Origin of the sequence: Pseudomonas sp. P39-UII1, assembly GCF_039672635.1 — a bacterium.
GTDB lineage: Bacteria > Pseudomonadota > Gammaproteobacteria > Pseudomonadales > Pseudomonadaceae > Aquipseudomonas.
On the sequence record NZ_JBDFPP010000005.1, the window covers coordinates 251899 to 275943 of the forward strand.

Annotated in this window: 24 protein-coding genes; 15 read left to right on the top strand and 9 right to left on the bottom strand. The window is 63.1% G+C overall.

Features of this window, described 5'->3' with window-relative positions:
* The first annotated feature begins 1 nt into the window (after window position 1).
* From ABEH27_RS09785 to ABEH27_RS09800, 4 genes are all read left to right on the top strand, one after another.
* Window positions 2-694 (top strand): YetF domain-containing protein, encoded by a 693-nt coding sequence (locus ABEH27_RS09785; RefSeq protein WP_346613382.1) that lies wholly within the window; start codon window positions 2-4, stop codon window positions 692-694.
* A 97-nt stretch (window positions 695-791) separates the two neighbouring features.
* Window positions 792-2027, top strand: coding sequence for a cache domain-containing protein (locus ABEH27_RS09790; RefSeq protein WP_346613383.1), 1236 nt, complete (start codon window positions 792-794; stop codon window positions 2025-2027).
* Entirely contained in the window at window positions 1924-2367 is a 444-nt protein-coding gene (locus tag ABEH27_RS09795) for a GGDEF domain-containing protein (protein WP_346613384.1), read from the top strand. Before ABEH27_RS09790 ends, ABEH27_RS09795 begins: the two co-directional genes overlap by 104 nt.
* A gap of 77 nt (window positions 2368-2444) precedes the next feature.
* Window positions 2445-2759, top strand: a complete 315-nt coding sequence (locus tag ABEH27_RS09800) for a hypothetical protein (protein ID WP_346613385.1) — start codon at window positions 2445-2447, stop codon at window positions 2757-2759.
* Window positions 2760-2810: 51 nt separating this feature from the next.
* On the opposite strand, the gene ABEH27_RS09805 is transcribed toward ABEH27_RS09800, so the two are convergent.
* On the bottom strand, window positions 2811-3809 hold the full coding sequence (locus ABEH27_RS09805; protein WP_346613386.1) for a zinc-dependent alcohol dehydrogenase family protein: 999 nt from the start codon (window positions 3807-3809) through the stop codon (window positions 2811-2813).
* Window positions 3810-3927: 118 nt separating this feature from the next.
* Here ABEH27_RS09805 and ABEH27_RS09810 point away from each other — a divergent pair, with 118 nt between their 5' ends.
* Window positions 3928-4848 (top strand): LysR substrate-binding domain-containing protein, encoded by a 921-nt coding sequence (locus tag ABEH27_RS09810; protein WP_346613387.1) that lies wholly within the window; start codon window positions 3928-3930, stop codon window positions 4846-4848.
* 52 nt (window positions 4849-4900) lie between these two features.
* Window positions 4901-5065, top strand: coding sequence for a hypothetical protein (locus ABEH27_RS09815; protein ID WP_346613388.1), 165 nt, complete (start codon window positions 4901-4903; stop codon window positions 5063-5065).
* Window positions 5066-5082: 17 nt separating this feature from the next.
* On the opposite strand, the gene ABEH27_RS09820 is transcribed toward ABEH27_RS09815, so the two are convergent.
* The 4 genes from ABEH27_RS09820 to ABEH27_RS09835 all read right to left on the bottom strand — a co-directional run bounded on the left by ABEH27_RS09820 (window position 5083) and on the right by ABEH27_RS09835 (window position 10205).
* Window positions 5083-5505 carry a hypothetical protein gene (locus ABEH27_RS09820; RefSeq protein ID WP_346613389.1) on the bottom strand — a complete coding sequence of 141 codons (423 nt, stop codon included), beginning with the start codon at window positions 5503-5505 and terminating at the stop codon, window positions 5083-5085.
* Window positions 5493-7583 carry a PAS domain-containing protein gene (locus tag ABEH27_RS09825; RefSeq protein ID WP_346613390.1) on the bottom strand — a complete coding sequence of 697 codons (2091 nt, stop codon included), beginning with the start codon at window positions 7581-7583 and terminating at the stop codon, window positions 5493-5495. The genes ABEH27_RS09820 and ABEH27_RS09825 overlap by 13 nt, the downstream gene beginning before the upstream one ends.
* A gap of 86 nt (window positions 7584-7669) precedes the next feature.
* Window positions 7670-9292 carry a methyl-accepting chemotaxis protein gene (locus tag ABEH27_RS09830; protein WP_346613391.1) on the bottom strand — a complete coding sequence of 541 codons (1623 nt, stop codon included), beginning with the start codon at window positions 9290-9292 and terminating at the stop codon, window positions 7670-7672.
* 106 nt (window positions 9293-9398) lie between these two features.
* Window positions 9399-10205 (bottom strand): hypothetical protein, encoded by an 807-nt coding sequence (locus ABEH27_RS09835; protein ID WP_346613392.1) that lies wholly within the window; start codon window positions 10203-10205, stop codon window positions 9399-9401.
* 633 nt (window positions 10206-10838) lie between these two features.
* On the opposite strand from ABEH27_RS09835, the gene ABEH27_RS09840 reads away from it, so the two are divergent.
* The 5 genes from ABEH27_RS09840 to ABEH27_RS09860 all read left to right on the top strand — a co-directional run bounded on the left by ABEH27_RS09840 (window position 10839) and on the right by ABEH27_RS09860 (window position 16114).
* Window positions 10839-11864 (top strand): ABC transporter substrate-binding protein, encoded by a 1026-nt coding sequence (locus tag ABEH27_RS09840; RefSeq protein WP_346613393.1) that lies wholly within the window; start codon window positions 10839-10841, stop codon window positions 11862-11864.
* 39 nt (window positions 11865-11903) lie between these two features.
* The gene (locus ABEH27_RS09845) at window positions 11904-12929 is read left to right on the top strand and encodes an aromatic ring-hydroxylating dioxygenase subunit alpha (RefSeq protein WP_346613394.1); all 1026 of its coding nucleotides are present in this window, start codon (window positions 11904-11906) and stop codon (window positions 12927-12929) included.
* Window positions 12930-12995: 66 nt separating this feature from the next.
* Complete coding sequence (locus ABEH27_RS09850) at window positions 12996-13850, top strand: ABC transporter ATP-binding protein (protein ID WP_346613395.1); 855 nt, start codon at window positions 12996-12998, stop codon at window positions 13848-13850.
* An 85-nt stretch (window positions 13851-13935) separates the two neighbouring features.
* Complete coding sequence (locus ABEH27_RS09855) at window positions 13936-14664, top strand: ABC transporter permease (protein ID WP_346613483.1); 729 nt, start codon at window positions 13936-13938, stop codon at window positions 14662-14664.
* 16 nt (window positions 14665-14680) lie between these two features.
* Window positions 14681-16114, top strand: a complete 1434-nt coding sequence (locus tag ABEH27_RS09860) for an amidohydrolase family protein (protein WP_346613396.1) — start codon at window positions 14681-14683, stop codon at window positions 16112-16114.
* Window positions 16115-16550: 436 nt separating this feature from the next.
* Here ABEH27_RS09860 and ABEH27_RS09865 read toward each other — a convergent pair whose 3' ends face one another.
* Both ABEH27_RS09865 and ABEH27_RS09870 read right to left on the bottom strand, forming a co-directional pair.
* Window positions 16551-17168, bottom strand: coding sequence for a dTMP kinase (locus ABEH27_RS09865; protein ID WP_346613397.1), 618 nt, complete (start codon window positions 17166-17168; stop codon window positions 16551-16553).
* Window positions 17169-17170: 2 nt separating this feature from the next.
* Complete coding sequence (locus ABEH27_RS09870; protein WP_346613398.1) at window positions 17171-17677, bottom strand: peroxiredoxin; 507 nt, start codon at window positions 17675-17677, stop codon at window positions 17171-17173.
* A gap of 260 nt (window positions 17678-17937) precedes the next feature.
* Here ABEH27_RS09870 and ABEH27_RS09875 point away from each other — a divergent pair, with 260 nt between their 5' ends.
* Window positions 17938-18945 (top strand): zinc-binding alcohol dehydrogenase family protein, encoded by a 1008-nt coding sequence (locus tag ABEH27_RS09875; RefSeq protein WP_346613399.1) that lies wholly within the window; start codon window positions 17938-17940, stop codon window positions 18943-18945.
* A 46-nt stretch (window positions 18946-18991) separates the two neighbouring features.
* On the opposite strand, the gene ABEH27_RS09880 is transcribed toward ABEH27_RS09875, so the two are convergent.
* Together ABEH27_RS09880 and ABEH27_RS09885 are read right to left on the bottom strand one after the other, a co-directional pair.
* Window positions 18992-20362 carry an MFS family transporter gene (locus ABEH27_RS09880; RefSeq protein ID WP_346613400.1) on the bottom strand — a complete coding sequence of 457 codons (1371 nt, stop codon included), beginning with the start codon at window positions 20360-20362 and terminating at the stop codon, window positions 18992-18994.
* Between the two features lie 139 nt (window positions 20363-20501).
* Entirely contained in the window at window positions 20502-21425 is a 924-nt protein-coding gene (locus ABEH27_RS09885; protein ID WP_346613401.1) for a LysR substrate-binding domain-containing protein, read from the bottom strand.
* 264 nt (window positions 21426-21689) lie between these two features.
* On the opposite strand from ABEH27_RS09885, the gene ABEH27_RS09890 reads away from it, so the two are divergent.
* From ABEH27_RS09890 to ABEH27_RS09900, 3 genes are all read left to right on the top strand, one after another.
* A complete protein-coding gene (locus ABEH27_RS09890; RefSeq protein WP_346613402.1) occupies window positions 21690-22220 on the top strand; it encodes a thiamine pyrophosphate-binding protein in 531 nt (176 codons plus the stop codon).
* Entirely contained in the window at window positions 22208-22804 is a 597-nt protein-coding gene (locus ABEH27_RS09895; protein WP_346613403.1) for a thiamine pyrophosphate-dependent enzyme, read from the top strand. The genes ABEH27_RS09890 and ABEH27_RS09895 overlap by 13 nt, the downstream gene beginning before the upstream one ends.
* 71 nt (window positions 22805-22875) lie before the next feature.
* Entirely contained in the window at window positions 22876-24039 is a 1164-nt protein-coding gene (locus ABEH27_RS09900) for an acyl-CoA dehydrogenase family protein (RefSeq protein ID WP_346613404.1), read from the top strand.
* Window positions 24040-24045: the final 6 nt, after the last annotated feature.

Below are 24045 nucleotides of genomic sequence, written 5' to 3' on the forward strand. Positions count from 1 at the left end.
CATGGTCTCGTTCGATCTTCAACGCATGCTGCTGGGCGACCTGCCCTTGACCTTTCTTCTGGAGGTAGCCCTCAGAGTCTTCGCAGCCTTTGCTGCCGTCTTCTTCTTCCTCAAGTTCAGCGGCCGACGCGGGATCAAACAGCTCTCCCGCTTCGAGCTGGTCGTTATTCTCACACTCGGCTCCGCTGCCGGCGATGTGACGTTCTACGAGGATGTTCCGCTGCTGCCCGTCGCGTTGGTGTTCCTGACCCTGCTGCTGCTGTATCGGGGGACGGTCCACCTCATGAAGCGCAGCAAGACCTGCGAAGCCTGGATTGATGGGTTGCCCATCACCGTCGTGAAAGGTGGAATGTACGAGGTCCATTCCCTGCGCAATCTGAATATTTCCGCCAATGAGCTGTTCATGGAGCTGCGCCAACGCGGCGTAGAGCATCTGGGGCAAGTACGTTTGGGCCTGTTGGAAACCGATGGCGAGCTCAGCTTGTATTTCTATGAGCCCGAGGACACCAAGCCAGGGCTGTCAGTGCTGCCCTTCGAACATCGCCCGGAATACACCTCCCCGCCCTCTGCCGGCCTCTACTGCTGCGTCAGCTGCGGTTTTCCGACCTACCAAGAGGCCCAAGGCACGGCTGCATGTGAGCGTTGCGGCCATGGCGTCTGGTCTCCAGCGCTGAGCACCCCTCGCAACCGTTAGCGGTCACGCTGGCGTACACACCTCCCAACCGCCTGCCCGGCAATCCCCGTCTACGCTTGTGCCAAACTTTCCAGCTATCGAGGGATGAGGCGTACTCATGGGCAAAGTGCTGTCATCGCGTATCGGCCTGCGTGGCCTGGTTCTTGGCTTTGTCCTGCTCGCCGTGCTGGCCACCCTGTGCAACAGCTTGATCACCGCCTACGGTGTGCAGCGCGAAGCGTTGGTGCACTCGGCGCTGGAGGCCAACCGTGCCTACGCCTTCAAGGTCGCCTCGAGCATCGATCAGTTTCTGTACTCGGTGAATGAACGCCTGAAGTACAGCAGCCAGCGCCTTGGTGATGGCTTCGCCAATCAAGCGTTGCTCGAGGAAGAAGCGCGTCGCCTGCAGGCGCAGGACTCGGAGTTGAACACAGTGCTGATCACCGACCCTGCGGGCAAGGTAGTGCAGGCTTACCCGCCTGCGGTGCCGATCGGTTCGAGCGTCAGCTCCGCCGAACTGCACCAAGCGCTCGAACTGCGTCGCCCCTTGGTCAGCCAGGCTTTTACCTCAACCAGTGGCAAGCTGATCGTTTTCGTCTCTCAGCCGATCTTCAGCCCCACAGGCCAGTATCTCGGGCTGGTCGGTGGCTCGGTGTTCCTGCAACAGCGCGGGGTGATGCATTCGCTGATCGGCGAACATCACCTGGAAGGCGCCTTCGCCTTCGTCGCCGACGGCAACCGCCGGTTGCTTTACCACCCCGACCAGCAGCGCATCGGTGAAGTGCTCGGCTGGAGCCAGACGGTGGACAAGGCCTTGCTCGGTGACAGCGGCACACTGGAGACGGTCAATTATCAGGGCGTGCCCATGCTCGCAGGCTTTGCCCACGTGCAGGGCTCCAACTGGGCCGTAGTCGTCCAGCAACCCCGGGAACAGGCGCTGGCGCCGCTGGGCAAGCTGATGCGCGACATGCTGGTCAGGATTATCCCGGCCGGCGTGATTGGGCTGCTGCTGATCCTGCTCGGCGTGATGCTGATCACCCCGCCCCTTGCGGGCACTGGCCGGCCATGCCATCGACCTTTCGACACCCAACGCCACGGCCGAACTGTCCGCGATCAATGCCTGGTACGCCGAGGCAGCGGCGATCCGCCAGGCGTTGGTACTGCAGTCGCAACAGCTGCAACAGAAGATCGGCACCTTGAACGCAGCAGCCGACACCGACCCGTTGACTGGCCTTGCCAACCGGCGCGCGATGAACGCGGCACTCCAAACGCTCGACTCAACTCAACAGACCTATTCGGCGCTGGCGTTGGACATCGACCACTTCAAGCGGGTAAACGACACCTTCGGCCATGACGCCGGTGACCTGGCCTTGCAAAAGGTCGCCCAAGTGATACGTGACTGCACCCGGGCCGGGGACCTGGCGTGCAGGGCCGGTGGCGAAGAGTTCTGCCTGCTGCTGCCGAACACTGCGCTGAGCACGGCCTGCGAGGTGGCCGAGCGCATCCGCACGACGCTCAGCGCTACCTCGATAGCTCAGATCGGCACGGTGACCATTTCCATCGGGGTGGCCTGCCGAGACCCAGCTACGCCTGACGCACCGGCAATCCTCAAGCGCGCCGACCAGCGTTTGTACCTGGCCAAACAGAACGGGCGTAACCGGGTAGTGACTGATGATTGCTCGACGCTCAACTGAAGCGCGTACTGTGCATGGCTGTTGGCAGCGCAGTCATGTACCCTGCCTCGCGCCATGCAATCGCCCGGAAATCGATTTTGTCCTCCAATGCCTTGACCCCCCGTGAAACCTACCAGCTGCTACGTGATATCGCGCTGGGTATTCGCACCATGCGCCGCCTTGGCGAGCAAAGCTGGGCGCAGGTCCAGCCCGGCTTGATGACGGTGGAGGTAGAAGGTTGGGTGCTCACCTTCTGCAACGACGGCGACGCCCTGGGTTACTGCGCCAGCTGTTACGCACCAGACGGCAGGGCCTATGTCCTGGGCTCAGACCAGAAATTCGGCACCGACCCGATCGAGCTGATGAGTACCTGGGAGCACGGCGAGTTGCAGCGGCTGCTCAAGGCACTTTGACGCCAGCCACGGGGGCCTGGCCCTGCCGCTGTCGCAAGGCCAGGTGCTGCCTCAGGACGCGTTCGGCACGAGCAGAATCTTGCCGCCCCGCTCGCCCTTGGCTGCGGCAGCGACCGCCGCCTTGACTTGGCTCAGATCATAGGTCGCTTCGATGGGCGCACTGAGCTTTCCTGCGGCTACCAAACCAGCCAGTTCGGCAAAAAGCTTGGCCTGTTGCGCCGGGCTGGTGGTGCGGAACCATCGAGCCAGCCAAAAGCCTTTGGCAGTCACATCATTGAATACCAGGTCGCGGGCCGACAGCTCGGACGGCGCCCCGCTCAGCGCGCCGTAGGTTACGACCGTACCGCTTTCAGCCAGCGTGGCTGCCAGGTACCGGGTAGATGCGCCGCCCACGGCATCAATCGCCAGCTTGATAGCTGCGCCTTCGGTCGCCGCTTTCACCCGGGCGGCCAGATCGTCGCCATCCACCAGCACAACATCGCCACCCAGCGCAGCGACGCCTGCCACTGCTGACTCCCGCCGTACCACGTTTACAGTTCGAACCCCGCGCAAGGCCGCCAACTGGACCACGTAACTGCCTACAGCCGAGTTTGCGGCGTTCTGGATGATCCAGTCCCCTGGCTGCAATTGCACAAAATCACTCAACAACAGCGCTGCAGTCGGTGGGTTGACGGCGAGCATGGACAGCTGGGCGTAATCGGCCACATCCGGTAACGCAATCAAACGCGCGGCATCCGCGACCAGGTGGGTCGCCCAGGTGCCGGAGCCTATGGGCAACAGCACCACCTGGCCGACCGCGATAGGGTCGGCCCCGGGCCCGCGTTCGATCACCCGGCCGACACCTTCATTCCCGCCCACGGCAGGCAGTGGCGGCAGGGAGCCGTACTGGCCAGTGAGCGTCAGCACATCACTTGGGTTGATAGGCGCTGCCATCACTTCAAGCAGTACTTGCCCCGGTTGCAGGTCAGGCACTTCAAACGGTACGGCTTCGATAACGGCTTCAGGTACGGGGCCACGTTCAGTGTATCGGGCCTGGAGTTTGGCTGGCATGGGTCGGTTTCCTCGCATTCAGGGTGCCGCAAGACTAGGAAAAAAACCTCCAGCCCGAAATCGTCATAATAGGTAATATGTTTTGTCTTTAAGGCAATAGTGCCCCGAGTGTGATGTGATGGACAAACTGCGTGCCCTGAATTACTTCCTCAAAGTGGCCGAAACCCTCAGTTTTACCGAAGCTGCGAAAGCTTTCGACGTGCCAGCCTCATCGATCTCCCGCAGGGTATCCGAGCTTGAAGCCGCCCTCGGCGCGCAGCTGCTGCACAGGACCACCCGCACGGTCCGGCTCACTGAAGCGGGTGAACTCTACCTGGGGCAGGTGCGTGTAGGCATGGCCCAGCTCACCGCCGCAGAAGAGCATGTGCGCGAGCGCGGCAACAAACCAGGCGGCACGCTGCGCATCAGCTGTATGGCGGGTTACGGCAGGGTCATACTGATGCCGGTACTGCAGGCTTTCAGTGAGCAGTACCCGGACATCCTCCTCGACGTGCACTTGAGCGACGAATTGGTCGACCTGGGCGGCGACCAGTTCGATATCACCATCCGTGGCGGCACGCAGCCTGAAAACCGCGTAGTCGCGCGTCGGCTCGACCCGAACCGTTTCGTCCTGGCAGCATCGCCCCGGTATCTAGCGACCCGTGGCGTACCGAAATCCCTGGCGGATTTGGCCGGCCATTCGGCGCTGCTGTATCGCGGCCCGAGCAACGTGCTCAAATGGGTTGGCTTCGATGGCAGCCACTGGATCAACCCCGCTGTCATACCGGCGTTCATCAGCAACGACGGCGCCAGCCTCCTGGCGCTAGCTTGCCGGCATCGGGGCATGGTTCTGCTACCAGAATGGAGCTTGAAAGGTTACCTTGCGCGGGGTGAGTTGGTGGCGGTGGCGCTCGAGCAGCACTTATCCGTTACCCGGAGCGATCAGGTCGGCATTTTCATGCTTTACCTGCAGGCTCGATACTCGATCCCAAAAATCCGCGTAGCCGTCGAGTTCATTCATGAGCGACTTGCCCGACCAGACGAGGGTGCTGGCAGTTGAGCGCTGTTTCTGCTGGCTACGCTACCTACCACTGTTACCGCTGGAAGCCTTGATGAATAAATTGATCCTGCCTGTTGCCATCTTCGTCAGCGTGATCATCGCTGGCAAAATAGCCGAGCATTACGAGGTGCAGGGCAGTTGGAAAATCGGCGTGCTGTGCGTGGTGGCCGCCGCCGTGCAGATCGCGGTGACGCGGTACCAACGCTCGCGCCAGTAACCAGCGCTCACCGCCCCTCAGATCAGGCAATAGAACTCGCTGACCTCTGCAACTATCTGGCCCTTGGCATCGTACAGGCGTGCCTCTGGGGTCAGCGCCATGGAGCGCGCTTCCAGCACATAACGTTCGCCCGCTTTGAAATGCCCGTACGGGATCGTCAGGTAGCACTGGCGAACGGTGGTACCGCCCATCATGCTCATCCCTCCGCCACCGCCCACCTCGTAGTCGAACCTGACGATCAGCTCATGGCTACCCGGGCTTACCTGAAAGAAGCGCCCGTCGCTCAGGCGTTGTTTATCCAGACGCTCAGCCATCAGCACGCGGTCATTGGGAAATGGCACCGAGAAATCGACCCAGGCCATCTGTGGATTGGCGGTTGGCATGGGGGCCTGGCAACCCGCAACCGCCAAGGTTGCGAGTAAAGGCATCAATCTGCGCATGATGGGTGTCCCAAGCGTGGTTGCCGCAACAGGTTACTGACGTTCAGCGTCAGCGTTTCGAGCGCAAAGGGTTTGGTCAGTACAGCAGTGTTGGCTTCCAGCGCAGCCCCTTCAAGAATATGCGGCTGCACGTAGCCGGTCATGAACAGGACCGGCAAACCTGGCCGGGACAAACGCGCGGTCTCGGCCATCTGCCGGCCGTCGATGCCGCCCGGCAAGCCGATGTCCGTCACCAGCAGATCGATACGGGTGTCCGACCGCAGCAGTTGCAGGCCGGCGAGGCTATCAGCGGCCTCGATGACCACGTACCCGCAGCTGCCAAGCGTTTCGCTCACGAACATGCGCACGGACGGCTCGTCATCGACGACCAGCACCGTTTCCCCTGGCGAGGCTGACGGCGCCTGCACAGGTGGTTTCAAACGTTCCTCGCGCTCGACCTGCGCGGCGTGGCCAGGTAGCTGCAGGTAGACCCGTGTACCAGCCCCCTCTTGCGAGGCGATCTTCACCTGCCCACCCGACTGCTTGGCGAACCCGTACACCATCGACAAGCCCAGCCCGGTGCCCGCGCCGACGGGCTTTGTGGTGAAAAAGGGCTCGAATGCCTTGGACAGCGTATCGGCATTCATGCCAATGCCATTGTCGGCTACGCAGATGGTCAGGAAGGTGCCCGGCGTAAGTTCGGGGTCCAGGTCCGGCCCCTGCTCGAGCACTTGGTTGCAGGTACTGATGGCGATGTCGACGCCCCCTGCGTCACGCGCGTTGATGCACAGGTTCAGCAATGCATTTTCAACTTGTGCAGGGTCCACCAGGCAGATGCTCGATTGCGCCTGCAATGCCACCCGCAGGTTGATCGATGGGCCAACGGTACGGCGGATCAGCTCTTCCATATCGCTGATCAAACGGTTCACGTCCGTTTGCACCGGCAATAACGTCTGCCGGCGCGAGAACGCCAGCAGCCTGTGGGTCAGTGAGGCCGCCCGCTGCGCTGCGCCATGCGCCACCGACAGATAACGTTCCACGTCGGCGACACGGCCTTGTTTCAGGCGGATCTGGATCAGGTCCAGGCTGCCGGTGATCCCCGCCAGCAGATTATTGAAATCATGGGCGATGCCCCCGGTCAGCTGGCCGACCGCTTCCATCTTCTGTGACTGACGCAGCGCCGCCTGGGCCGCTTCGCGTTCAGCAACCGCCTGCTCGACCCGTGCCTCCAGGGTGCGGTTCAGCTCCAGCAGTTTCGCTTCGGCGCTTTTGCGCGCCGTCACGTCGATGGAGGAGCCGATCAGCCCGATCACCCCCCCCGTATCGCTCAGCAGTGGGGCCTTGATCGAGAGCCAGTAGGTTGCCGAGCCATCCGGCATGTCCACCCGTTCTTCCACTTGCTCCGCGACACCACCGCGCATGATGCGCTGATCGGTCTCCATCACCTGGCGGGCCTGGGCCTTGTCTTCCAGAAACTCCACATCGGTCTTGCCCAGATAGAACTGCGGCGGCTTGCCGATCAGCCGAGTGGCGCCGTCGTTGGCCACCAGCATGCGCCCCTCAAGGTCCTTGGCGTAGACCACACCGGGTACCGCAGCGGTGAAGGTACGCAGCAACGCTGACATCCGGTCGCGTTCGGCCTCGGCCGAGCGGCGCGATTCGATGTCCATCAGCACGCCCGGGAAGCGCACCGCCACGCCTTCGCTGTTCAGCTCCGCACGGCCGTTGGCCTCGATCCAGCGATAACAGCCGTCCTCCTGGCGCACCCGGTATTCGCAGCGGAACGCCCCGCCCCGGTCCATGGCGCCCTGGATGTCCGCCCAGACGCCCTCGCGGTCGTCTGGGTGAATGGATGCAAAAGCCTCCTCGATCGCTATCCCTGCCATGCACCGGTCCGCGGGCAGCCCGAAGGAACGAGAGAAACGTTCGTCCGCCGTCACGCGGTTGTCGGGAATGTCCCACACCCAGGTGCCGATGATGGCGCCGGCGTCGAGGGCCAGTTGCAATCGCTCGGCGGCATTGGTGGGAAAAGCCTTTTCCTGATCCTGCGCCGCAGACGTGCTGGTATGGCTGGAAGTACCCAGGCTCTCGCGATCCATGATTCATCTCTTCGTTGCACTGCCTGTATGGTCGCATATGACAGCCGATTGCGCAGGTGGTGCAACACGCCTGAGCAGCGTGCGGCTCAGAGCTGAAACCGCTTCATCATCCCGTTCAAGCCAATCGACAAGCTGGCCAGTTCCTGGCTCGCCGCGCTGATCTGGTCCGCACCCTCCGAGGTTTGCACCGCCAGGTCCCTGATGTTCAGCAGGTTGCGGTCCACTTCCCGGGCCACCTGGGCCTGTTCTTCAGTGGCACTGGCCACCACCAGGTTGCGCTCATGGATCGCGCTGGCGCCGTTGCTGATCTCATCCAGTGCCTGCCCGGCCAGCTCGGCCACCTGCAAGGTATGGCCCACCTGCTGGCTGTTGCTCTGCATCGACTGCACTACCCGCGCCGTGCCGCTGCGGATGGCATTGACCATTTCCTCGATCTCCAGCGTCGAGCTCTGGGTACGGGCTGCCAGCGCCCGCACTTCATCCGCCACCACGGCAAAACCGCGCCCGGCCTCACCCGCCCTCGCCGCCTCGATCGCGGCATTGAGCGCCAGCAAGTTGGTCTGCCCGGCAATCGCGCCAATCACGTCGAGCACCTTGCCGACCTGCTGGGACTGTACCGACAGCGCTTCGATCTGCCGCGACGCCTCATGCACATCGTCACTCATCTTGCTGATCGAGCTGATCGCCTCGCCCACCCGCTCACGACCGCGACGTGCCGCGTCTTCCGACTGACGGGAGACTTCGGAGGTGCTGACGGTGTTGCGCGCCACCTCCTCCACCGCGACGCTCATCTCGGTTACTGCAGTGGCAGCCTGCTGGATTTCGTCGCTTTGCCGATTGAGGTCGCGGGAGGTTTGCTGGGTAATCGCCGACATCTGTTCGCTGGCCGCCGCCAGCTGGTGCGAGGAGTCGCCGATCAGGCGCAGGGCATCTTTCAAGCTGGCCTGCATGGCAGCCAACGCATGCATCAACTGGGTGGCCTCGTCACGGCCGGTGGCGTGCACGGGGTGGGAAAGATCGCCGCCTGCAATGTTCTGGGCCACGCCGATGGCTTCGCGCAGCGGGCTGACGATGCTGCGGGTCAACAGCCAGGCAAGGGCAATGGTCAGCACCAGCACCAGGCCAATGACGCCGAAGGTCAGGTACAGGGCGCGCTGGTAATCGTCGCGGGCCTTGGCCGTGTACTGTTCGGCGGCGTCGCTGCTGAGCTTGACCAGGTTGTCGTAGAGTTCGCCAATGCGGTTGGAGATGTCCTGCATGGCGCCGCTGAGCATGGCCTGCATCTGCGGCACCTGGTTCTGCTCGGACAACCTTTTGTACTGGTCGAGCAGCACGTGGTACTGCCCGATCAGCTGCTGCATCTCGGCAAACACCGGCTTGCCTGCCGCCGGCATCACTGCGCCATAGCCTTTGACGCCGTTGTCCAGCAAGCCCTTGAGTACCTCCAGGCGCGCCAGGGTCGGGGCCAGCTGCGCAGGCTCGCGGGCAATGGCCATGCGCAGGGTGATGACCCGCAAGCCCAGCGTATGGCTGCGAACTTCACCCAGGTAGCGGGTGCCGACGTTGGTCACCTGCTCGGTGTACACCACGGCTTCGCGCATGCTGGAGATCTTGTCGATGGAAAACAGCCCGAGCACCACCACGAGGGCGGCGATCAGGCTGAAACTCAGGTAAGAGCGGGTGGCGATGTTGAGGTGGCGCAGGGGCATGGCGACGCATCCGAGTGGCATTGGAATGTACTGCCCATTACGTTCGGCATGGCTCGCAGAAGGTTTAGTGCTCGAATGCGCCTAGTGCCCGATAATCGAACACTACTCAAAAATGCGCCTTGAGCAACAGGCTCAGCGCATTCTGATCGGTCGGGAACCCGTGGCTGTCCTCGATCCCATACTTGTCCGACCAGTAATCCCACTCGACCCCCGCGTAAAGCCGCTTCGGGGTGTGGCCCAGCGCCTTGCCCACGTCGTATTTGATTTGCGGGTTGAAGTGAAAACTCTTCGCCACGTAGTTGGACGTGCCCTTGCGCCCGACATCATTCACATACCACTCCAGGTAACCGTCGAACAGAATGTCCGACCTTCCCAGCGGCAGGGTCATCGCCCAGGTCGGGTTTATCTGCCATTGGCCCGATGCCTTGCCGGTGATGCCGTCGGGCTTGCGGTAGTAGGTGTTGAGCGAAAAGCGGTCGAAGCCCGGGATCAGCAGGTCCACGGCAGGGCCCAGCAGGTACTTGCGATTGCGCCCCTCACCGCGCTCGTAGGTGGCAGCGACCAATACATCCTTGACGATGCCATAGCGCAGGTTCTGCCCGCTGACCTTGCCCAGCGACAAGCGCGGGGAGAATTCACCGTAGTAGGTATGCCCCTCATTGCCGGACAACCCGTTCGACCATTTGTTGTCGACGAACAGGAACACGTCGCCCCAGGTCCAGCCGCTGGCATGCTCGAAGGTGATGGTCTGCTGAATGTCGTTGCCGGTGCCATCGACTTTGTAGTTATGGCCATACAGGTAGCTGAGGCTGTTGTCGCTCCACATCAACGGGCCGGCCTGCGCGCTGGCGCTGGCCAAGGCGCAGAGTGGCAGGAAGCTGTGGCATAGCCAGGCAAGAGGGTCGAGTTTCATGTGCATCCCTTGGGTCGAGGTCGGTGAGGTTCACCGGCAAGGGACGCAGCGGACGGACCTCTCCTCTGGCCACAGTGCAAACTGTGGCGCCACCCTTGCCGGGTGTGCGGCGCGAGGCCGCCAGAGCAATGTCCCATGCCATTTCAGGCACTGACCGCTTCTACTCGGCTTAGCCTTAGCAGGGCGCGTGCCAAGTGATCGAATACAGTCTTGGCTGGGGATTGTGGCCAATATGCCAACTCAGTGAATACCGATGAGCAGCCATATTGCGCACTTTAATGGCGCTGGCCATCGCTGCCTTGCACCTTCTCGGTTCACGACCTGACCTCGCCATACGAACGCAGGCGCCGCGTAGGCGGCATTGAGAAATTGGCACGCTTCTGGCTTTGTCCACCCTCGAGTAGAAGCGGTCAGTGCCAGGCATGGCATGGGGCATTGCTCTTGCGCCTCCGATGGGGCGTACATCCGAGCGGATGTTTGCCCGCGGCCTGATGGCCCTGGGCAAGAGAGAAGTGTCGGCCGTGATCCTGCGTGCAATGCGCTGAATCGTGTGCCCCGTTCTCCCCGCTCGGTCCTGTTGCCGGCGTGCTCCTGAGCACCCCGGCGGATTTCGAATCGAGGTGGAGAACAATCATGAAAAACCGCTTTGCTTTGACTCACCCGCTTCGCTCGCTGTTGGCAGCGGCGGTGCTCCCCGCAATGGTCGGCAGTGCCCCGGTGGCGATGGCCAACGACAAGGTCGTGTTGCTCACCTCCTGGTACGCCCAGGCCGAACAAGGCGGTTTCTACCAGGCCGTGGCCGACGGGTTGTACGCCCAGGAAGGCCTGGATGTCACCATCCGCATGGGCGGCCCGCAGGTCAATGGCATGCAACTGCTGGTGAGCAAGCAGGCCGACTTCATCGTCAACTACGACCTGCAGGTCCTCAAGAGCGTGGAGCAAGGGCTGCCGGTGGTGGCGGTAGCCGCACCATTCCAGGGTGACCCACAGGGCTTGATGACCCACGCCGACGTCGCCGCCCTGGACGGCCTGAAAAACAAGCAAGTGCTGGTGTCCACCTCCGGCCAGCAAACCTGGTGGCCTTGGCTCAAGGGCAAGTACCAGCTCGAGGACAACCAGGCGCGGCCCTACACCTTCAACCTGCAGCCGTTCCTGGCTGGCGCTGACACCACCCAGCAGGCCTATGCCAGCTCCGAACTGTTCCAGGCCCTCAAGGCAGGCCAGAAACCCAATTTCTTCCTGTTCGCCGATGCCGGCTACCCGCCCTACGGCTCTACGCTGGTTACCCGCCAGGACGTCATCGAGCAGCACCCGGAGCGCGTTGCAGGGTTTGTCCGCGCCTCACTCGAAGGCTGGAAGCGCTACCTGGAAAACCCCGCCGCAGGCAACGCGCTGATCAAGCGCGACAACCCCAACATGAGCGATGAGCTGCTGGCCTGGGGCGTCTCGACCCTCAAGCAATACCAGCTGGTGACCGGTGGCGAGGCAGCCACCCAGGGCATCGGCACGATGAACGACGCCCGCTGGCAAGCCACGCGCGACTTCATGGTCGAGGCCGGCCTGCTGGGTGCCGCCGCCCCTTGGCAGAAGGCCTACACCACCCGCTTCGTGCAAGGCCTCAAGGTGCTGCCCGGCAACGTCCAGGCCGCCAGCCGCTGAACCCCATAACAACATTCAACGCCGTGAGGAAACTGGATCATGTTGGTCACCAAACAACCTGTATTGCGCCGCTTCTGGTACGCCCTGCTGCCCATGACCGCCCTGGACGACGGGCCAAAACCGTTCACCTTGCTCGGTGAAGCCCTGGTGCTGTGGAAGCACCCGAATGGCACCCCGGTAGCGATGCGCGACCGTTGCTGCCACCGCACCGCCAAACTGTCCAAAGGCTTTGTCAGCGAAGACGGCAATATCGCCTGCGGCTACCATGGCTGGGAATACGACTGCAGCGGCACTTGCGTGAAGATCCCGCAGAACCCCTCGGGCGCCATCCCGCCCCGCGCGGCGGTCAAGGCCTATCACTGCCAGGAAAAATACGGCTATGCCTGGGTGGCCCTGGACGATCCGCTGCAGCCGATTCCCGAGTTCCCCGAAGACGGCGCACCCGGCTACCGGCGTATCTTCCAGTTCTATGAAGAGTGGAAAACCAGCCCCCTGCGGGTCATGGAAAACGCCTTCGACAACTCGCATTTTTCTTTTGTGCACAAGGCCAACTTCGGCCTGTTCGACCAGCCGCAACCGGCCCGCTACGAATTTCGCGAAACCGATTACGGCTTCGAGGCCGAAACCCGCGTGCCAGTGCGCAACCCCGAAGAAAGCTTCGCCATCACCGGCACCCGTGCGCCGATCACCGAGCGCCATCTGGTCAACCGCTATTACCTGCCGTTCTCCCGGCGTTTTGGCTGCATGTACCCGGACAGCGGCATCCACCACATCATCTACAACTGCGCCACGCCGATCGATGACGGCCGGCTGATGCTGGTGCAGTGGCTGTACCGCAACGACAGCGAAGCACAGTGCTCAACCCAGGCGCTGATCGACTGGGACGCTGCGATCACCGCCGAAGACCGCGACATCCTCGAGGCCACCGACCCGGACGCCTGCGTCGATACCCGCCGGCGCGTCGAGCTGCACATGCCTTCGGACAAGCCCGGCCTGGTGATCCGCCGGCAACTGCAGGGCCTGCTCGAAGCCCATGGCGAAAGCGAAGTGTTCGCCAGCCACTGACCGCCTGTTCAGCGCCCCGGTGCGCCGGGGCATACGCAACCGCTCATTGCCCGTGGGGAGAGCGCCATGTTGATGCAGACCCTGTCCAAAGCCAGCGCCCAGTTGCAACTACCACCCAATACCGACGCCGTGGGTGCCGATACGCCGCTGTTCGCCAACCAGGTCGAAAAAACCTACGGCAACGGCACTCATGCCCTGAGCCGCGTCAAGCTGGCGATCCAGCGCGGCGAATTCGTTTCGTTGCTGGGCCCTTCGGGCTGCGGCAAAAGCACCTTGCTGAAGATGTTCGCCGGCCTCGAACAGCCCAGCGCCGGCCACGTGCGCTGGTGGGGCAAGGATGCCCCCGACGGTGACCCTCGCGCGGCCAGCGTGGGCCGCAACCTGGCCATGGTGTTCCAGGAAGCCACCTTGATGCCGTGGGCCAAGGTGCAGGACAACGTGCGCCTGCCGCTGGACCTGGCGGGTGTGCCCAAAGTCGACAGCCAGGCCAAGGTACAGGCCGCACTGGAGCAGGTAGGCCTGGGCGCGTTCGGCAATGTTTACCCGCGTGAATTGTCTGGCGGCATGCAGATGCGTGCCTCGATTGCCCGGGCATTGGCCACCGAGCCCAACCTGCTGCTGATGGACGAACCGTTTGGCGCGCTCGACGAGTTCACCCGCAACAAGCTCGACAGCGACCTGCGCCAGCTTTGGGCCGAGCGTGACCTGACGGTGGTGTTCGTCACCCACAGCATTTTCGAGGCGGTGTATCTCTCCTCGCGGGTCGTGGTGATGGGGGCTCGCCCCGGGCGTGTGATCGCCGATGTCGCCATCGACGGCCCGCAGGTACGCGACGAGGCCTACTGCACCTCCCCGGCGTTCATCGCGCAATGCGCTTACCTGTCCCAGCTGCTGGCCCAGGCCAACGGCGAACCGGCTTGAGGGCCTCTGAATGAGCCAAACCCCTGCTCCCTGGTTACGTAACCCCGCCGTGCTGCGCATCGTCTCGCCACTGCTTGTCGGCACCTTGCTGCTGGGCCTGTGGCAGCTGGCCTGCATCGCCTGGCAGGTACCGGTGTACCTGGTGCCCTCCCCTGCAGACATCGGCCGCACGCTGATCATCGACGGCCCGATGCTGCTCGGGGCACTGTGGATGACCCTGAAAATCACCTTCCTGTCGTTCGCCCTTGCGGTCGTCATCGGCACCCTGGCCGCGTTCGTGTTCGTGCAGAGCCGGGTGATCGAAGCCAGCCTGTTCCCCTACGCGATTCTGCTGCAGGTGACGCCGGTGGTGGCGATCGCCCCGCTGATCATCATCTGGTGCAGCGACACCACCGTGGCGCTGGTGATCTGCGCCACGCTGGTCGCGGTGTTCCCGATCATCGCCAACACGGTACTGGGCCTGCGCAGCGTCAACCCCGGGCTAGTCAACCTGTTCCGCCTCAACCGCGCCAGCCGCTGGCAGGTGCTGCTGCGCCTGCGCATCCCCAGTGCCTTGCCGTGCTTTTTCGCCGGCCTGCGGATTGCCAGCGGGCTGGCGTTGATCGGCGCGGTGGTGGCGGAGTTCGTGGCTGGCACCGGTGGGACTGGTGCGGGGCTTGCGTACCAGATCCTGCAAGCGGGCTTTCAACTCAACATTGCGCGGCTGTTCGCCGCCCTGGTGCTGATCGCCCTCACCGGCGTCGCGCTGTTCAGCCTGATGGCCCTGCTGGCACGCCTGAGCCTGCGCCACTGGCACGAAAGTGAACTGGGCTAAGCCCCTGGAGCCGTACATGAAGCACTATGCCGACAGCTGGCTGATACGTAACGCCAGCGCCATTCTCACCGGGCTGCGGGGCGCGCCTGCGCGTCATGCTGGCCCAGACATCCGCATCAGCCACGGGCGCATCGCCGCCCTCGGGGCGCTGCAACCGCTGCCAGGCGAGCAGGTGCTCGACGCCACCGATTGCGTGGTCTACCCGGGGTGGGTGAACACCCACCACCACCTGTTCCAGTCGCTGCTAAAAGGCATCCCGGCAGGTATCGACCAAAGCCTGGGTGCCTGGTTGGGTGCGGTGCCCTACCGCTACCGCGGCCTGTTCGATGAACACAGCTTCCGCCTGGCGGCGCGTATCGGCCTGGTGGAGCTGGCCCGCTCAGGCTGCAGCACGGTGGCCGACCACCATTACCTGTACCTGCCAGGCATGGCGTTTGACAGCGCGCAGATCCTGTTCGAGGAGGCCGAGCGGCTAGGCCTGCGCTTCGTGCTGTGCCGGGGCGGGGCAACCCAGGTGCGCCAGGCCGAAGGCGCGGCAAGCGCTGGGCCGGAAACCCTGGATCAATACCTGAGTGACGTCGAGCGGCTGGTGCGCACCTATCACGACCCCGCCGCCGATGCCTGGCGCCGGGTAGTGATGGCCCCCACCAGCCCGCCGTATTCGATGCCGCCCGAGCACCTGCGCGAAACCGCCAGGGCTGCGCGCAGGCTGGGTATCCGCCTGCACAGCCACCTGAGCGAAACGGTGGAGTACCAGAACGAAGTGCAGCGCCGCCACAACCTGTCGCCGGTGGCTTTCTGCGCGGAGCACGAGTGGCTCGGCGCCGACGTGTGGTTCGCCCACCTGGTCAAGCTCAGCCGCGAGGAAATCCAGCTTTTGGGCGCTACCGGCACTGGCATTGCTCATTGCCCACAGAGCAACGGCCGGCTAGGCAGTGGCATCGCTGACATCGTCGCCATGGAAGCGGCAGGTATGCCGATTTCGATCGGCGTAGACGGTGCCGCCTCGAACGAAGCCTGCGACATGATCAGCGAAACCCACGCCGCCTGGCTGATGCAGCGGGCCAAGGCTGGCGAGCGGGCCTTGCCAGCCTATGCCGGCGGCCAGCAGGAGGGCGGCGCGCATATTGCCTGCGTGGAAGACGTGGTGCGCTGGGGCACTGCCGGTGGCGCGCAGGTGCTGGGGCTGGATGCACTGGGCACGCTGGAGGTGGGCAAGGCAGCGGACCTGGCGCTGTATCGGCTGGACCAGCCGCGCTACTTCGGCCTGCATGACGTAGGCATTGCCCCGGTGGTGGGCGGTGGCCGGCCGACATTGCGCGCATTGCTGGTAGGCGGGCGCCTGAGCGTGGAGAACGACGCGATTCCTGGTCTGGACCTGGCGGAACTGGGCAGCCAGGCGCGCGAGGCCGTGGTGCGGCTGCAACGGGCGGTGGGGGTGCGGGCGTGAGGTGCCCGCCACGGCATGTGCAGCGCTCTTGAGATCGAGCGCCGCCCGCGCGGCGCATCGCGAAGCGCTTGCCTTGGGATCTTCATCGCCCTTGAGATCGAGCGCCGCCCGCGCGGCGCATCGCGGGCAAGCCCGCTCCTACATTTGTTGCAACGCGCCGTTCCAGTCAGGCCATGGTTGTCCGCCTTGGCGCATGGCTGGAGACAGGTGGGGCGCCAGCAGTGCCAGCCGAAAAATCTCGTCGAGCCACCAAGGCTAACAACTATGGCCTCACAGGCCATGGCACGTTGCAACAAATGTAGGAGCGGGCTTGCCCGCGATGCGCCGCGCGGGCGGCGCTCGATTTGTGCATCACCACAAAACCCCAGCCAGGCCCCCGGTAGCCCCAACCCTATCTCCCGACAGACCTATCGCAACCCCACACACCAACCCATTCCTAATGCCCACCAAGCACCCTACCAACCTGCGCAACCACCTGCCTCGTCGCCTCTTCAACCGTCCCCTCATTCCGGCACAACACCCACCCATTATCAGCAACCGCTCGCTCGAACGCCTCGGTACTGGCCACCTGCTCTGCCAGATTAAACATCACCGTACTGCGCAGCCCAGCCGTGCGCGCCGCGGCCCTCGCCCATGAAATCTCAGGGTGGGTGACCACCCCCACATGCAGGTCTGGCACGCGCACCTCTCGCGCCATGTTCAACCGCAGCACCTCGGCAAACGGGATTAGGCGACGGAACGCGGCATCCGATGGGTACCAGCGATCGATCAGGATGATGCTGTCGGCAGGCTGTTTGGGCAGCACGTTCAGGGAAATCCAGCGACGGCTGTCGGCCAGGCGTTCACACACCTCCAGCTCCAGTGCTCGGCTGGGGTTTCTCACGAGTCGGTTGACCAGCGCCATGGTCTCGGCCCGGCCCGGGTCGTTGTTGCGCTCGCACAGCCGCACCACCTTGTGCTTGTCTGCCCTCAAGGCGTGGGTGACGGCCTCCAGCAAGGTGGTCTTGCCGGTTCCTTTTGGCCCATCGAGCGAAACGAACAGGGAGCGGCCCATGTTCAAGCCTGTCGCAGGAATGCAAGCATGGCCTGGGCATCCGTAAGCTCGAGCTTACCGGGGGCGTCCACGACGACGCGCTTGACCACCAGGTCTTCGACCAGCAAGGCATAGCGCTGCGAACGCAGCCCCATACCCCGCGCCGACAGATCCTGGGCCAAACCCAGGGCCTGGGTGAACGTGCCGTTGCCGTCACCGATCATGCTGACCGTGCCACCCACCTGCAGCGCATTGCCCCAGGCATTCATCACGAAGGCATCGTTGACCGAAACACAAAGCACCTCGTCGACACCGGCGTCTACCAAGTCCTGAGCCGCCGCCACATAGCCCGGCACATGACGCTCCGAACAGGTGGGCGTGAATGCCCCGGGCAAGCCGAAGATCACTACCTTTTTCTGCTTGCAGCGCTCATGGACTGAAAACGCATTCGGGCCGATCGGGCATTCACCCTCGCCATTGCTGTATTCGTGAAGGGTTACATCAGGCACCACGTCGCCGGTTTTTATCATCGCTGTCTCCAGGGGCCCAGCGGCCCGTTCAAGTCATCGCAGTCTATCAAGATCACGTTGGCAGGACTGGAGCACATTTGTACTCCATCCGGTTGCTGGACGACAACAAAGTGCCCCATCCGATTGCTTTTACAAAAACCGATACAGGTAATGCCCCGGATTTTCATCACAGCAGTGAAAGTCTTACCTCGTCTCGCTGGTTTTTGCAGCCCGCCAATACAGCTAGCCTTGCAGTACTTCCCTTTACCGAGGTCACGCCAATGAAGGCCGTTGTTTACACCCAAGCCGGTTTGCCTATTCAGGATCCGCATGCCCTGTTCGACACCGACCTGCCCCAGCCCACGCCAGGCCCCCGCGACCTGCTGGTCGAGGTCAAGGCCATCGCAGTGAACCCGGTCGATACCAAAGTCCGCGCCAGCCGCAACGCTGAACAACCGCAGGTTCTGGGTTGGGATGCAGTCGGTGTCGTGCGCGAGGTGGGCAGCGAGGTGTCGCTGTTCCAACCGGGCGACGAGGTGTTCTATGCCGGCGCCATCGACCGCCCCGGCAGCTACAGCGAATTGCACCTGGTCGATGAACGCATCGTCGGCCACAAGCCACGCAGCCTGGACTACGCCAGTGCCGCCGCCTTGCCTCTGACGTCCATCACTGCCTGGGAATTGCTGTTCGACCGGCTGGGTGTCGAGGAAAAAGGCGGCAAGGGGCAACGCTTGCTGATCGTCGGCGCTGGCGGTGGCGTTGGCTCGATCCTGGTGCAACTGGCCCGCCAACTCACGCAACTGACGGTGATCGGCACCGCCTCGCGGCCTGAAACCCAGCAGTGGGTCAGGGAACTGGGCGCCCACCATGTCATCGACCACTCGGCCGCGCTCGCTGAGCAACTGGCAGCCCTCGAGCAAGATCCGGTGGACTACGTGATCAGCCTGACCCACACCGACACGTACCTGCCGCAACTGGTGGAAGTGCTACGGCCGCAAGGCAAGCTGGCCCTGATCGACGACCCGGCGCAACTGGATGTCATGCCGCTCAAGCGCAAATCGCTGTCCCTGCACTGGGAGCTGATGTTCACCCGTTCGCTGTATCAGACCGAAGACATGATCAAGCAGCACCAGCTGCTGGAGCGCGTCTCGGCCCTGGTCGACCAAGGCGTCATCAAGACCACGGTCGGCGAGCGCTACGGCGCAATCAACGCGGACAACCTCAAGCGCGCCCATGCCCTGATCGAAAGTGGCAAGGCGCGCGGCAAGATAGTACTCGAAGGGTTCTGACCCACCGCTCAAGGCAGGCGGCCCGCTGCGGCCGCCCTGCAATCACTCACCGGGCATCCGAGTACGCAACACCCCCACGCCAGCCGGTGTTCTCCTCCACCGTGCCCGCACCGTCCAGATACCCATGCTTACGAAGATCCGGCATGAGCACCGCCGCCAGCAGCGTGATCGCACTCATGGCGGCAACGTAGTAATAGAACACCGACTCCACCCCTGCCCCACGCAGCAACAACGCCACATACTCGGCGGTACCACCACACAGCGCATTGCCCAAGGCATACGGCAAACCCACGCCCAACGCGCGGACCGTCGCCGGGTACAGGTCGGCCTTCAGCACGCCGGTGACCGGCGTGTAGAACGCCGCAATCAACAAGCCACCCATCACCAGTGCAAACGCCTCATACGGGTTGCTGACGTTCTTCAACCCCGACAGCAAAGGCACGATGAAAATGCTGGAGAGCAAACCGAAAGCAATCATGCTGTTCCTTGAGCCGATCTTGTCGGCCAGCATGCCAAACACCGGCTGCAGGCACATGAACACCACCAGCGCCGCCGTCATGATGAAACTCACGGTAGAAGGGTCGAAGCCTGCCGAGACCACCAGGTACTTCTGCATGTAGGTCGAAAACGTGTAGAAGTGCAGCGAGCAGCCGGCAGTGATCGCCAGGGTCAGCACAATGGCTTTCTTGTGCCGCAGCAGGGCTTTGATCGAGCCCGCTTCCTTGTGCTTGTCACCCTGCACATGGGCGGTTTCGAGCATCGAGCGGCGCAGGTAGACCACCACCAGCGCGCTCACCGCGCCGATCAGGAACGGGATCCGCCAGCCCCAGGCTTTCAGGTCTTCCAGCGCCAGCACGTTCTGCAGTACCACCACCGTCAGCAAGGCCAGCAGTTGGCCTGCGATGATCGTGAAGTACTGGAATGAGCCAAAGAAGCAGCGCTTGCCTGGCCTGGACACTTCGCTGATGTAGGTGGCGCCGGTGCCATATTCGGCGCCGACCGAAAGCCCCTGCATCAGGCGGGCAATCAGCAGCAGCACAGGGGCTGCCATGCCGACGCTTTCATAAGTCGGCAGCACCGCGATCATCAGCGAACCGCCGCACATCAGAAACACCGAGAGGATCATCGAGAACCGGCGGCCACGGGTGTCGGCCAGGTAACCGAAAATCCACCCGCCCAGCGGGCGCATGAAAAAACCGACGGCGAAGATGCCGGCGGTGGCCAGCAGTTGCGTGGTCTGGTCACCCTGGGGGAAGAACAACGCGGCAAAGTAGATGGAGGTATAGGCGTAGATGAAAAAGTCGTACCACTCCACCAGGTTGCCGGAGCAGGCCCCGAGGATGGCGCGGATACGTTGCCGGTTGGTGAGGGTGCCGATAGCCGGCGAGACAGCAGCATTATTGTTGTGGGTGTGCATGAGGCACCTTTTGGGATTTATTATTTTTCAAGCCAGTCAAGGGCGCTGGCTTTTAGTCCCAAATCACGCTACGCGCTCTACCACAGGCCTGCCAGACCACCATCCCTCTAGCAGTTATGCCGTGATTGAATAGCTGAACTCAGAGCATGTGCCCCGCCCAGATGCCCTGGTCGACCAGCTCGGAGGCGATGTCGACGAAGGTCTGCCCAACATAGCGCGTGGCCGGGCTGACGTGGCGGTCCGCCGGCGAAACCAGCACCAGCTTGCGCATGGGGGTGGGGTCGATCAACGGGGCAGCGCACAGCGTGCCCTGCTTCAGGTGCGCATAGATGGACGCCAGCGGCAGCGCGGTAAACCCGAAGCCGTTGCGTACCAGGTCGATCATCGCGCCAAACGAGTCGGCCTCCACGCTGGTGGTGAGCTTGAAGCCCCGCTCCAGGGCGCACTGGTCCATGATCTTGCGCAAGCCGTGGCGCGGGCTGGGTAGCACCAGTTGCTCATCGGCCAGCACGGCAAAGGGCACTGCGCTGTTCCAGTCGAGGCCAGCCTCCGGTGGCCCCACCAGTACCAGGTTCTCCATCATCACCGGCTCGATCCGCAAGGTGTGCAGCGGTTGCGGGTCGTAGGAAATCGCCAGCTCCAGTTCACCGCGTTGCAGCCAATCCAGAAGGTAGCCACTGAAGGCAGACGAGAACCTGATGGACAAGTCGGGGTGGGTATCGCGGATGCGTTTGACCAATGGCACGGTGACGATTTCGGCAATGGTCGGCGTAGTACCCACGGCCACCATGCCGCGGAACGCCGCGCGCCCGCCTGCCACCGACGCACGAATGGCCTCGAGCTCATCCATGATGCGCGTGGCGTGCTCGAGCACCTCCAGGCCGGCTTCGGTGATTTCCATGCCACGGCCATGGCGCTCGAACAAGTACACGCCCAGTTCTTTCTCCAGCTGGCGTATCTGCCGGCTGAGCGCGGGCTGCGCCACGTGCAGGCGGTCGGACGCCTTGCTCAGGCTGCCCAGCTCAGCCACATGGATCAGGGTCTTGAGTTGCACGACGTCCATCGATGATCACCACAAACGGCAGTAAAGGGCCTGAGCCTAAGGTTACGCCTCAGTCTAAACACCGGCTCTTCCAACAGCTATAGCAATTGGGCATATCAGTTAGATGGCTGCACCACGTGACAAGCGGTAGCGTTTTATGCAGGCGCCGCGCGCCCCGTAGCTATGCCCAACCGGCATATCTCAAAGAAAAAAACGGTAGTCGTCCTTGGGCCTGTCTCACCCCATGATGTGGGAAAACAAAAGCAGCATGCCCTGGAGATACCCATGTCATCGCAAGAAGCAGAACAGCACTGGCAAGAGGACGTGTTCCGCGTGCTCAAGGCCCACGACGTCAAACACGTGGTGTTCGTGCCCGATGCCGGCCACTCGGCTGCCATCCGCATGTCCTATGCAGACCCTGATATCAAAGCGGTTGTCCTGACCACAGAAGAAGAAGGCATCGGCTACCTGGCCGGCGCCTGGCTTGGCGGTGAGCGCGGCGCGCTGCTGATGCAGTCCAGCGGCGTGGGCAACTGCATCAACACGCTGGCGTTGCAGAACTGCGCAGGCTTCCCGCTGCTGATGGTGGTGACCATGCGTGGCGACTGGGCAGAGTTCAATGCCTGGCAGAACCCGATGGGCCAGGCCACCGAAGCCTCGCTGCAACTGATGAAGGTGATGACCTGGCGCGCCGACGTGCCGGAAGATGTCGCACCGCTGCTGCATGGCGCAGCCACCATGGCCTTCAACGGTGATTGCGCCACTGCCCTGCTGCTCGGCCAGCGCCTGATCGGAGAAAAGAAATGGGTCAAGTAAGCGCCAACCACACCCTGTGCCGCCGCGAAGTGGTACGCACCCTGCTCGCCGATCGCCAGGACCTGCTGGTGGTGACCGGCCTCGGCTCGGCCTCCTACGACGTGATGGCCGCCGGTGACCATGACGGCAACTACTACCTGTGGGCCGCCATGGGCAGTGCGATCACCGTCGGCCTTGGGCTGGCCAACGCCCAGCCGGGCAAATCGGTGGTGGTCATCACCGGTGACGGCGAGTTGCTGATGGGCTTTGGTGCCCTGGCCACGGTCGCTTTGCAGAAGCCCGCCAACCTCACCATCGTGGTGCTGGACAACGGCCACTTCGGCGAAACCGGCATGCAGGTCAGCCATGCCGGCTTCGGCATCAAGCTTGACCAGGTGGCGCAAACCTGCGGCTTCAGCTGGACCCGTGAAATCCGCGAAATGGAAGGTGTGCATGACCTGCGCGAACGCTTTGCCAGCCGCGAAGGCGTGAAGCTTGCGACCGTCAAGGTCAAGGCCGAAAACCCGCCCCGGGTGTTGCCGCCACGCGACGGCCACTACATCAAGAATCGCTTTCGCGCGGCCCTGGGCTTCCAGCCGCTTTGACCCCGTTTGCGGGTGGGGCCGGTTGCCGAACCACGCCAAGGCAGCCGGCCCTGCCCACCCTGGAGAACGTTATGACTGCAACCAACCACGAAGAACTGACGGCCATCCGCGAGGGCGTGCGCGCCCTGTGCGCCGATTTCCCGGCCGAGTACTGGCGCAAGATCGACGAGCAGAAAGGCTTCCCTGAAGCCTTCGTCAAAGCCATGACCGACGCAGGCTGGCTGTCGGCGATGATCCCCGAGCAATTCGGCGGCTCGGGCCTGGGCCTGGCCGAAGCGTCGGTGATACTGGAAGAAGTGAACGCCTGTGGTGGCAACTCCGGCACCATCCATGGCCAGATGTACAACATGTTCACCCTGCTGCGTAACGGCAGCGAGGAACAGAAAAGCTACTACCTGCCCAAGCTCGCCAGTGGCGAACTGCGCCTGCAGTCGATGGGTGTGACCGAGCCAACCACCGGTACCGACACCACCAAGATCAAGACCACCGCCGTGCGCAAGGGCGACAAGTATGTAATCAACGGGCAGAAGGTGTGGATCTCCCGCGTTCAGCACTCCGACCTGATGATCCTGCTGGCGCGCACCACGCCGCTGGCCGAGGTGAAGAAAAAGTCCGAAGGCATGTCGATCTTCCTGGTCGACCTGCGCGAGGCCATCGGCAACGGCATGACCGTGCAACCGATTGCCAACCTGGTCAACCACGAAACCAACGAACTGTTCTTCGACAACCTCGAAATCCCTGCCAGCAGCCTGATCGGCGAAGAAGGCAAAGGCTTCCGCTACATCCTCGACGGGCTCAATGCCGAACGCACGCTGATTGCCGCCGAGTGCATCGGTGACGGCCGCTGGTTCGTCGAAAAAGCCAGCCAATACGCCCGCGACCGCGTGGTGTTCGGCCGCCCGATCGGCCAGAACCAAGGCGTGCAGTTCCCCATCGCCGAAGCCCACATCGAGATCGAAGCAGCCGACCTGATGCGCTGGCGTGCCTGCGAGGAATACGACAGCGGCCGCAATGCCGGTGCCGCCGCGAACATGGCCAAGTACCTGGCGGCCAAGGCCAGCTGGGAAGCCGCCAACGCCTGCCTGCAAACCCACGGTGGCTTCGGCTTTGCCAACGAATACGACGTCGAGCGCAAATTCCGCGAGACCCGCCTGTACCAGGTGGCGCCGATCTCCACCAACCTGATCCTGTCGTACGTGGCCGAACACCTGCTGGAGCTGCCACGCTCGTTCTGATCCGCA

Excerpts from the sequence above, each read along its gene's own strand:
- ABEH27_RS09785 (WP_346613382.1), top strand. The coding sequence starts at position 2 with ATGGTCTCGTTCGATCTTCAACGCATGCTGCTGGGCGACCTGCCCTTG.
- ABEH27_RS09790 (WP_346613383.1), top strand. The coding sequence starts at position 792 with ATGGGCAAAGTGCTGTCATCGCGTATCGGCCTGCGTGGCCTGGTTCTT.
- ABEH27_RS09795 (WP_346613384.1), top strand. The coding sequence starts at position 1,924 with ATGAACGCGGCACTCCAAACGCTCGACTCAACTCAACAGACCTATTCG.
- ABEH27_RS09805 (WP_346613386.1), bottom strand. The coding sequence starts at position 3,809 with ATGCCAGCCAAACTCCAGGCCCGATACACTGAACGTGGCCCCGTACCT.
- ABEH27_RS09810 (WP_346613387.1), top strand. The coding sequence starts at position 3,928 with ATGGACAAACTGCGTGCCCTGAATTACTTCCTCAAAGTGGCCGAAACC.
- ABEH27_RS09815 (WP_346613388.1), top strand. The coding sequence starts at position 4,901 with ATGAATAAATTGATCCTGCCTGTTGCCATCTTCGTCAGCGTGATCATC.
- ABEH27_RS09820 (WP_346613389.1), bottom strand. The coding sequence starts at position 5,505 with ATGCGCAGATTGATGCCTTTACTCGCAACCTTGGCGGTTGCGGGTTGC.
- ABEH27_RS09825 (WP_346613390.1), bottom strand. The coding sequence starts at position 7,583 with ATGGATCGCGAGAGCCTGGGTACTTCCAGCCATACCAGCACGTCTGCG.
- ABEH27_RS09830 (WP_346613391.1), bottom strand. The coding sequence starts at position 9,292 with ATGCCCCTGCGCCACCTCAACATCGCCACCCGCTCTTACCTGAGTTTC.
- ABEH27_RS09835 (WP_346613392.1), bottom strand. The coding sequence starts at position 10,205 with ATGAAACTCGACCCTCTTGCCTGGCTATGCCACAGCTTCCTGCCACTC.
- ABEH27_RS09840 (WP_346613393.1), top strand. The coding sequence starts at position 10,839 with ATGAAAAACCGCTTTGCTTTGACTCACCCGCTTCGCTCGCTGTTGGCA.
- ABEH27_RS09845 (WP_346613394.1), top strand. The coding sequence starts at position 11,904 with ATGTTGGTCACCAAACAACCTGTATTGCGCCGCTTCTGGTACGCCCTG.
- ABEH27_RS09850 (WP_346613395.1), top strand. The coding sequence starts at position 12,996 with ATGTTGATGCAGACCCTGTCCAAAGCCAGCGCCCAGTTGCAACTACCA.
- ABEH27_RS09860 (WP_346613396.1), top strand. The coding sequence starts at position 14,681 with ATGAAGCACTATGCCGACAGCTGGCTGATACGTAACGCCAGCGCCATT.
- ABEH27_RS09865 (WP_346613397.1), bottom strand. The coding sequence starts at position 17,168 with ATGGGCCGCTCCCTGTTCGTTTCGCTCGATGGGCCAAAAGGAACCGGC.
- ABEH27_RS09870 (WP_346613398.1), bottom strand. The coding sequence starts at position 17,677 with ATGATAAAAACCGGCGACGTGGTGCCTGATGTAACCCTTCACGAATAC.
- ABEH27_RS09875 (WP_346613399.1), top strand. The coding sequence starts at position 17,938 with ATGAAGGCCGTTGTTTACACCCAAGCCGGTTTGCCTATTCAGGATCCG.
- ABEH27_RS09880 (WP_346613400.1), bottom strand. The coding sequence starts at position 20,362 with ATGCACACCCACAACAATAATGCTGCTGTCTCGCCGGCTATCGGCACC.
- ABEH27_RS09885 (WP_346613401.1), bottom strand. The coding sequence starts at position 21,425 with ATGGACGTCGTGCAACTCAAGACCCTGATCCATGTGGCTGAGCTGGGC.
- ABEH27_RS09890 (WP_346613402.1), top strand. The coding sequence starts at position 21,690 with ATGTCATCGCAAGAAGCAGAACAGCACTGGCAAGAGGACGTGTTCCGC.
- ABEH27_RS09895 (WP_346613403.1), top strand. The coding sequence starts at position 22,208 with ATGGGTCAAGTAAGCGCCAACCACACCCTGTGCCGCCGCGAAGTGGTA.
- ABEH27_RS09900 (WP_346613404.1), top strand. The coding sequence starts at position 22,876 with ATGACTGCAACCAACCACGAAGAACTGACGGCCATCCGCGAGGGCGTG.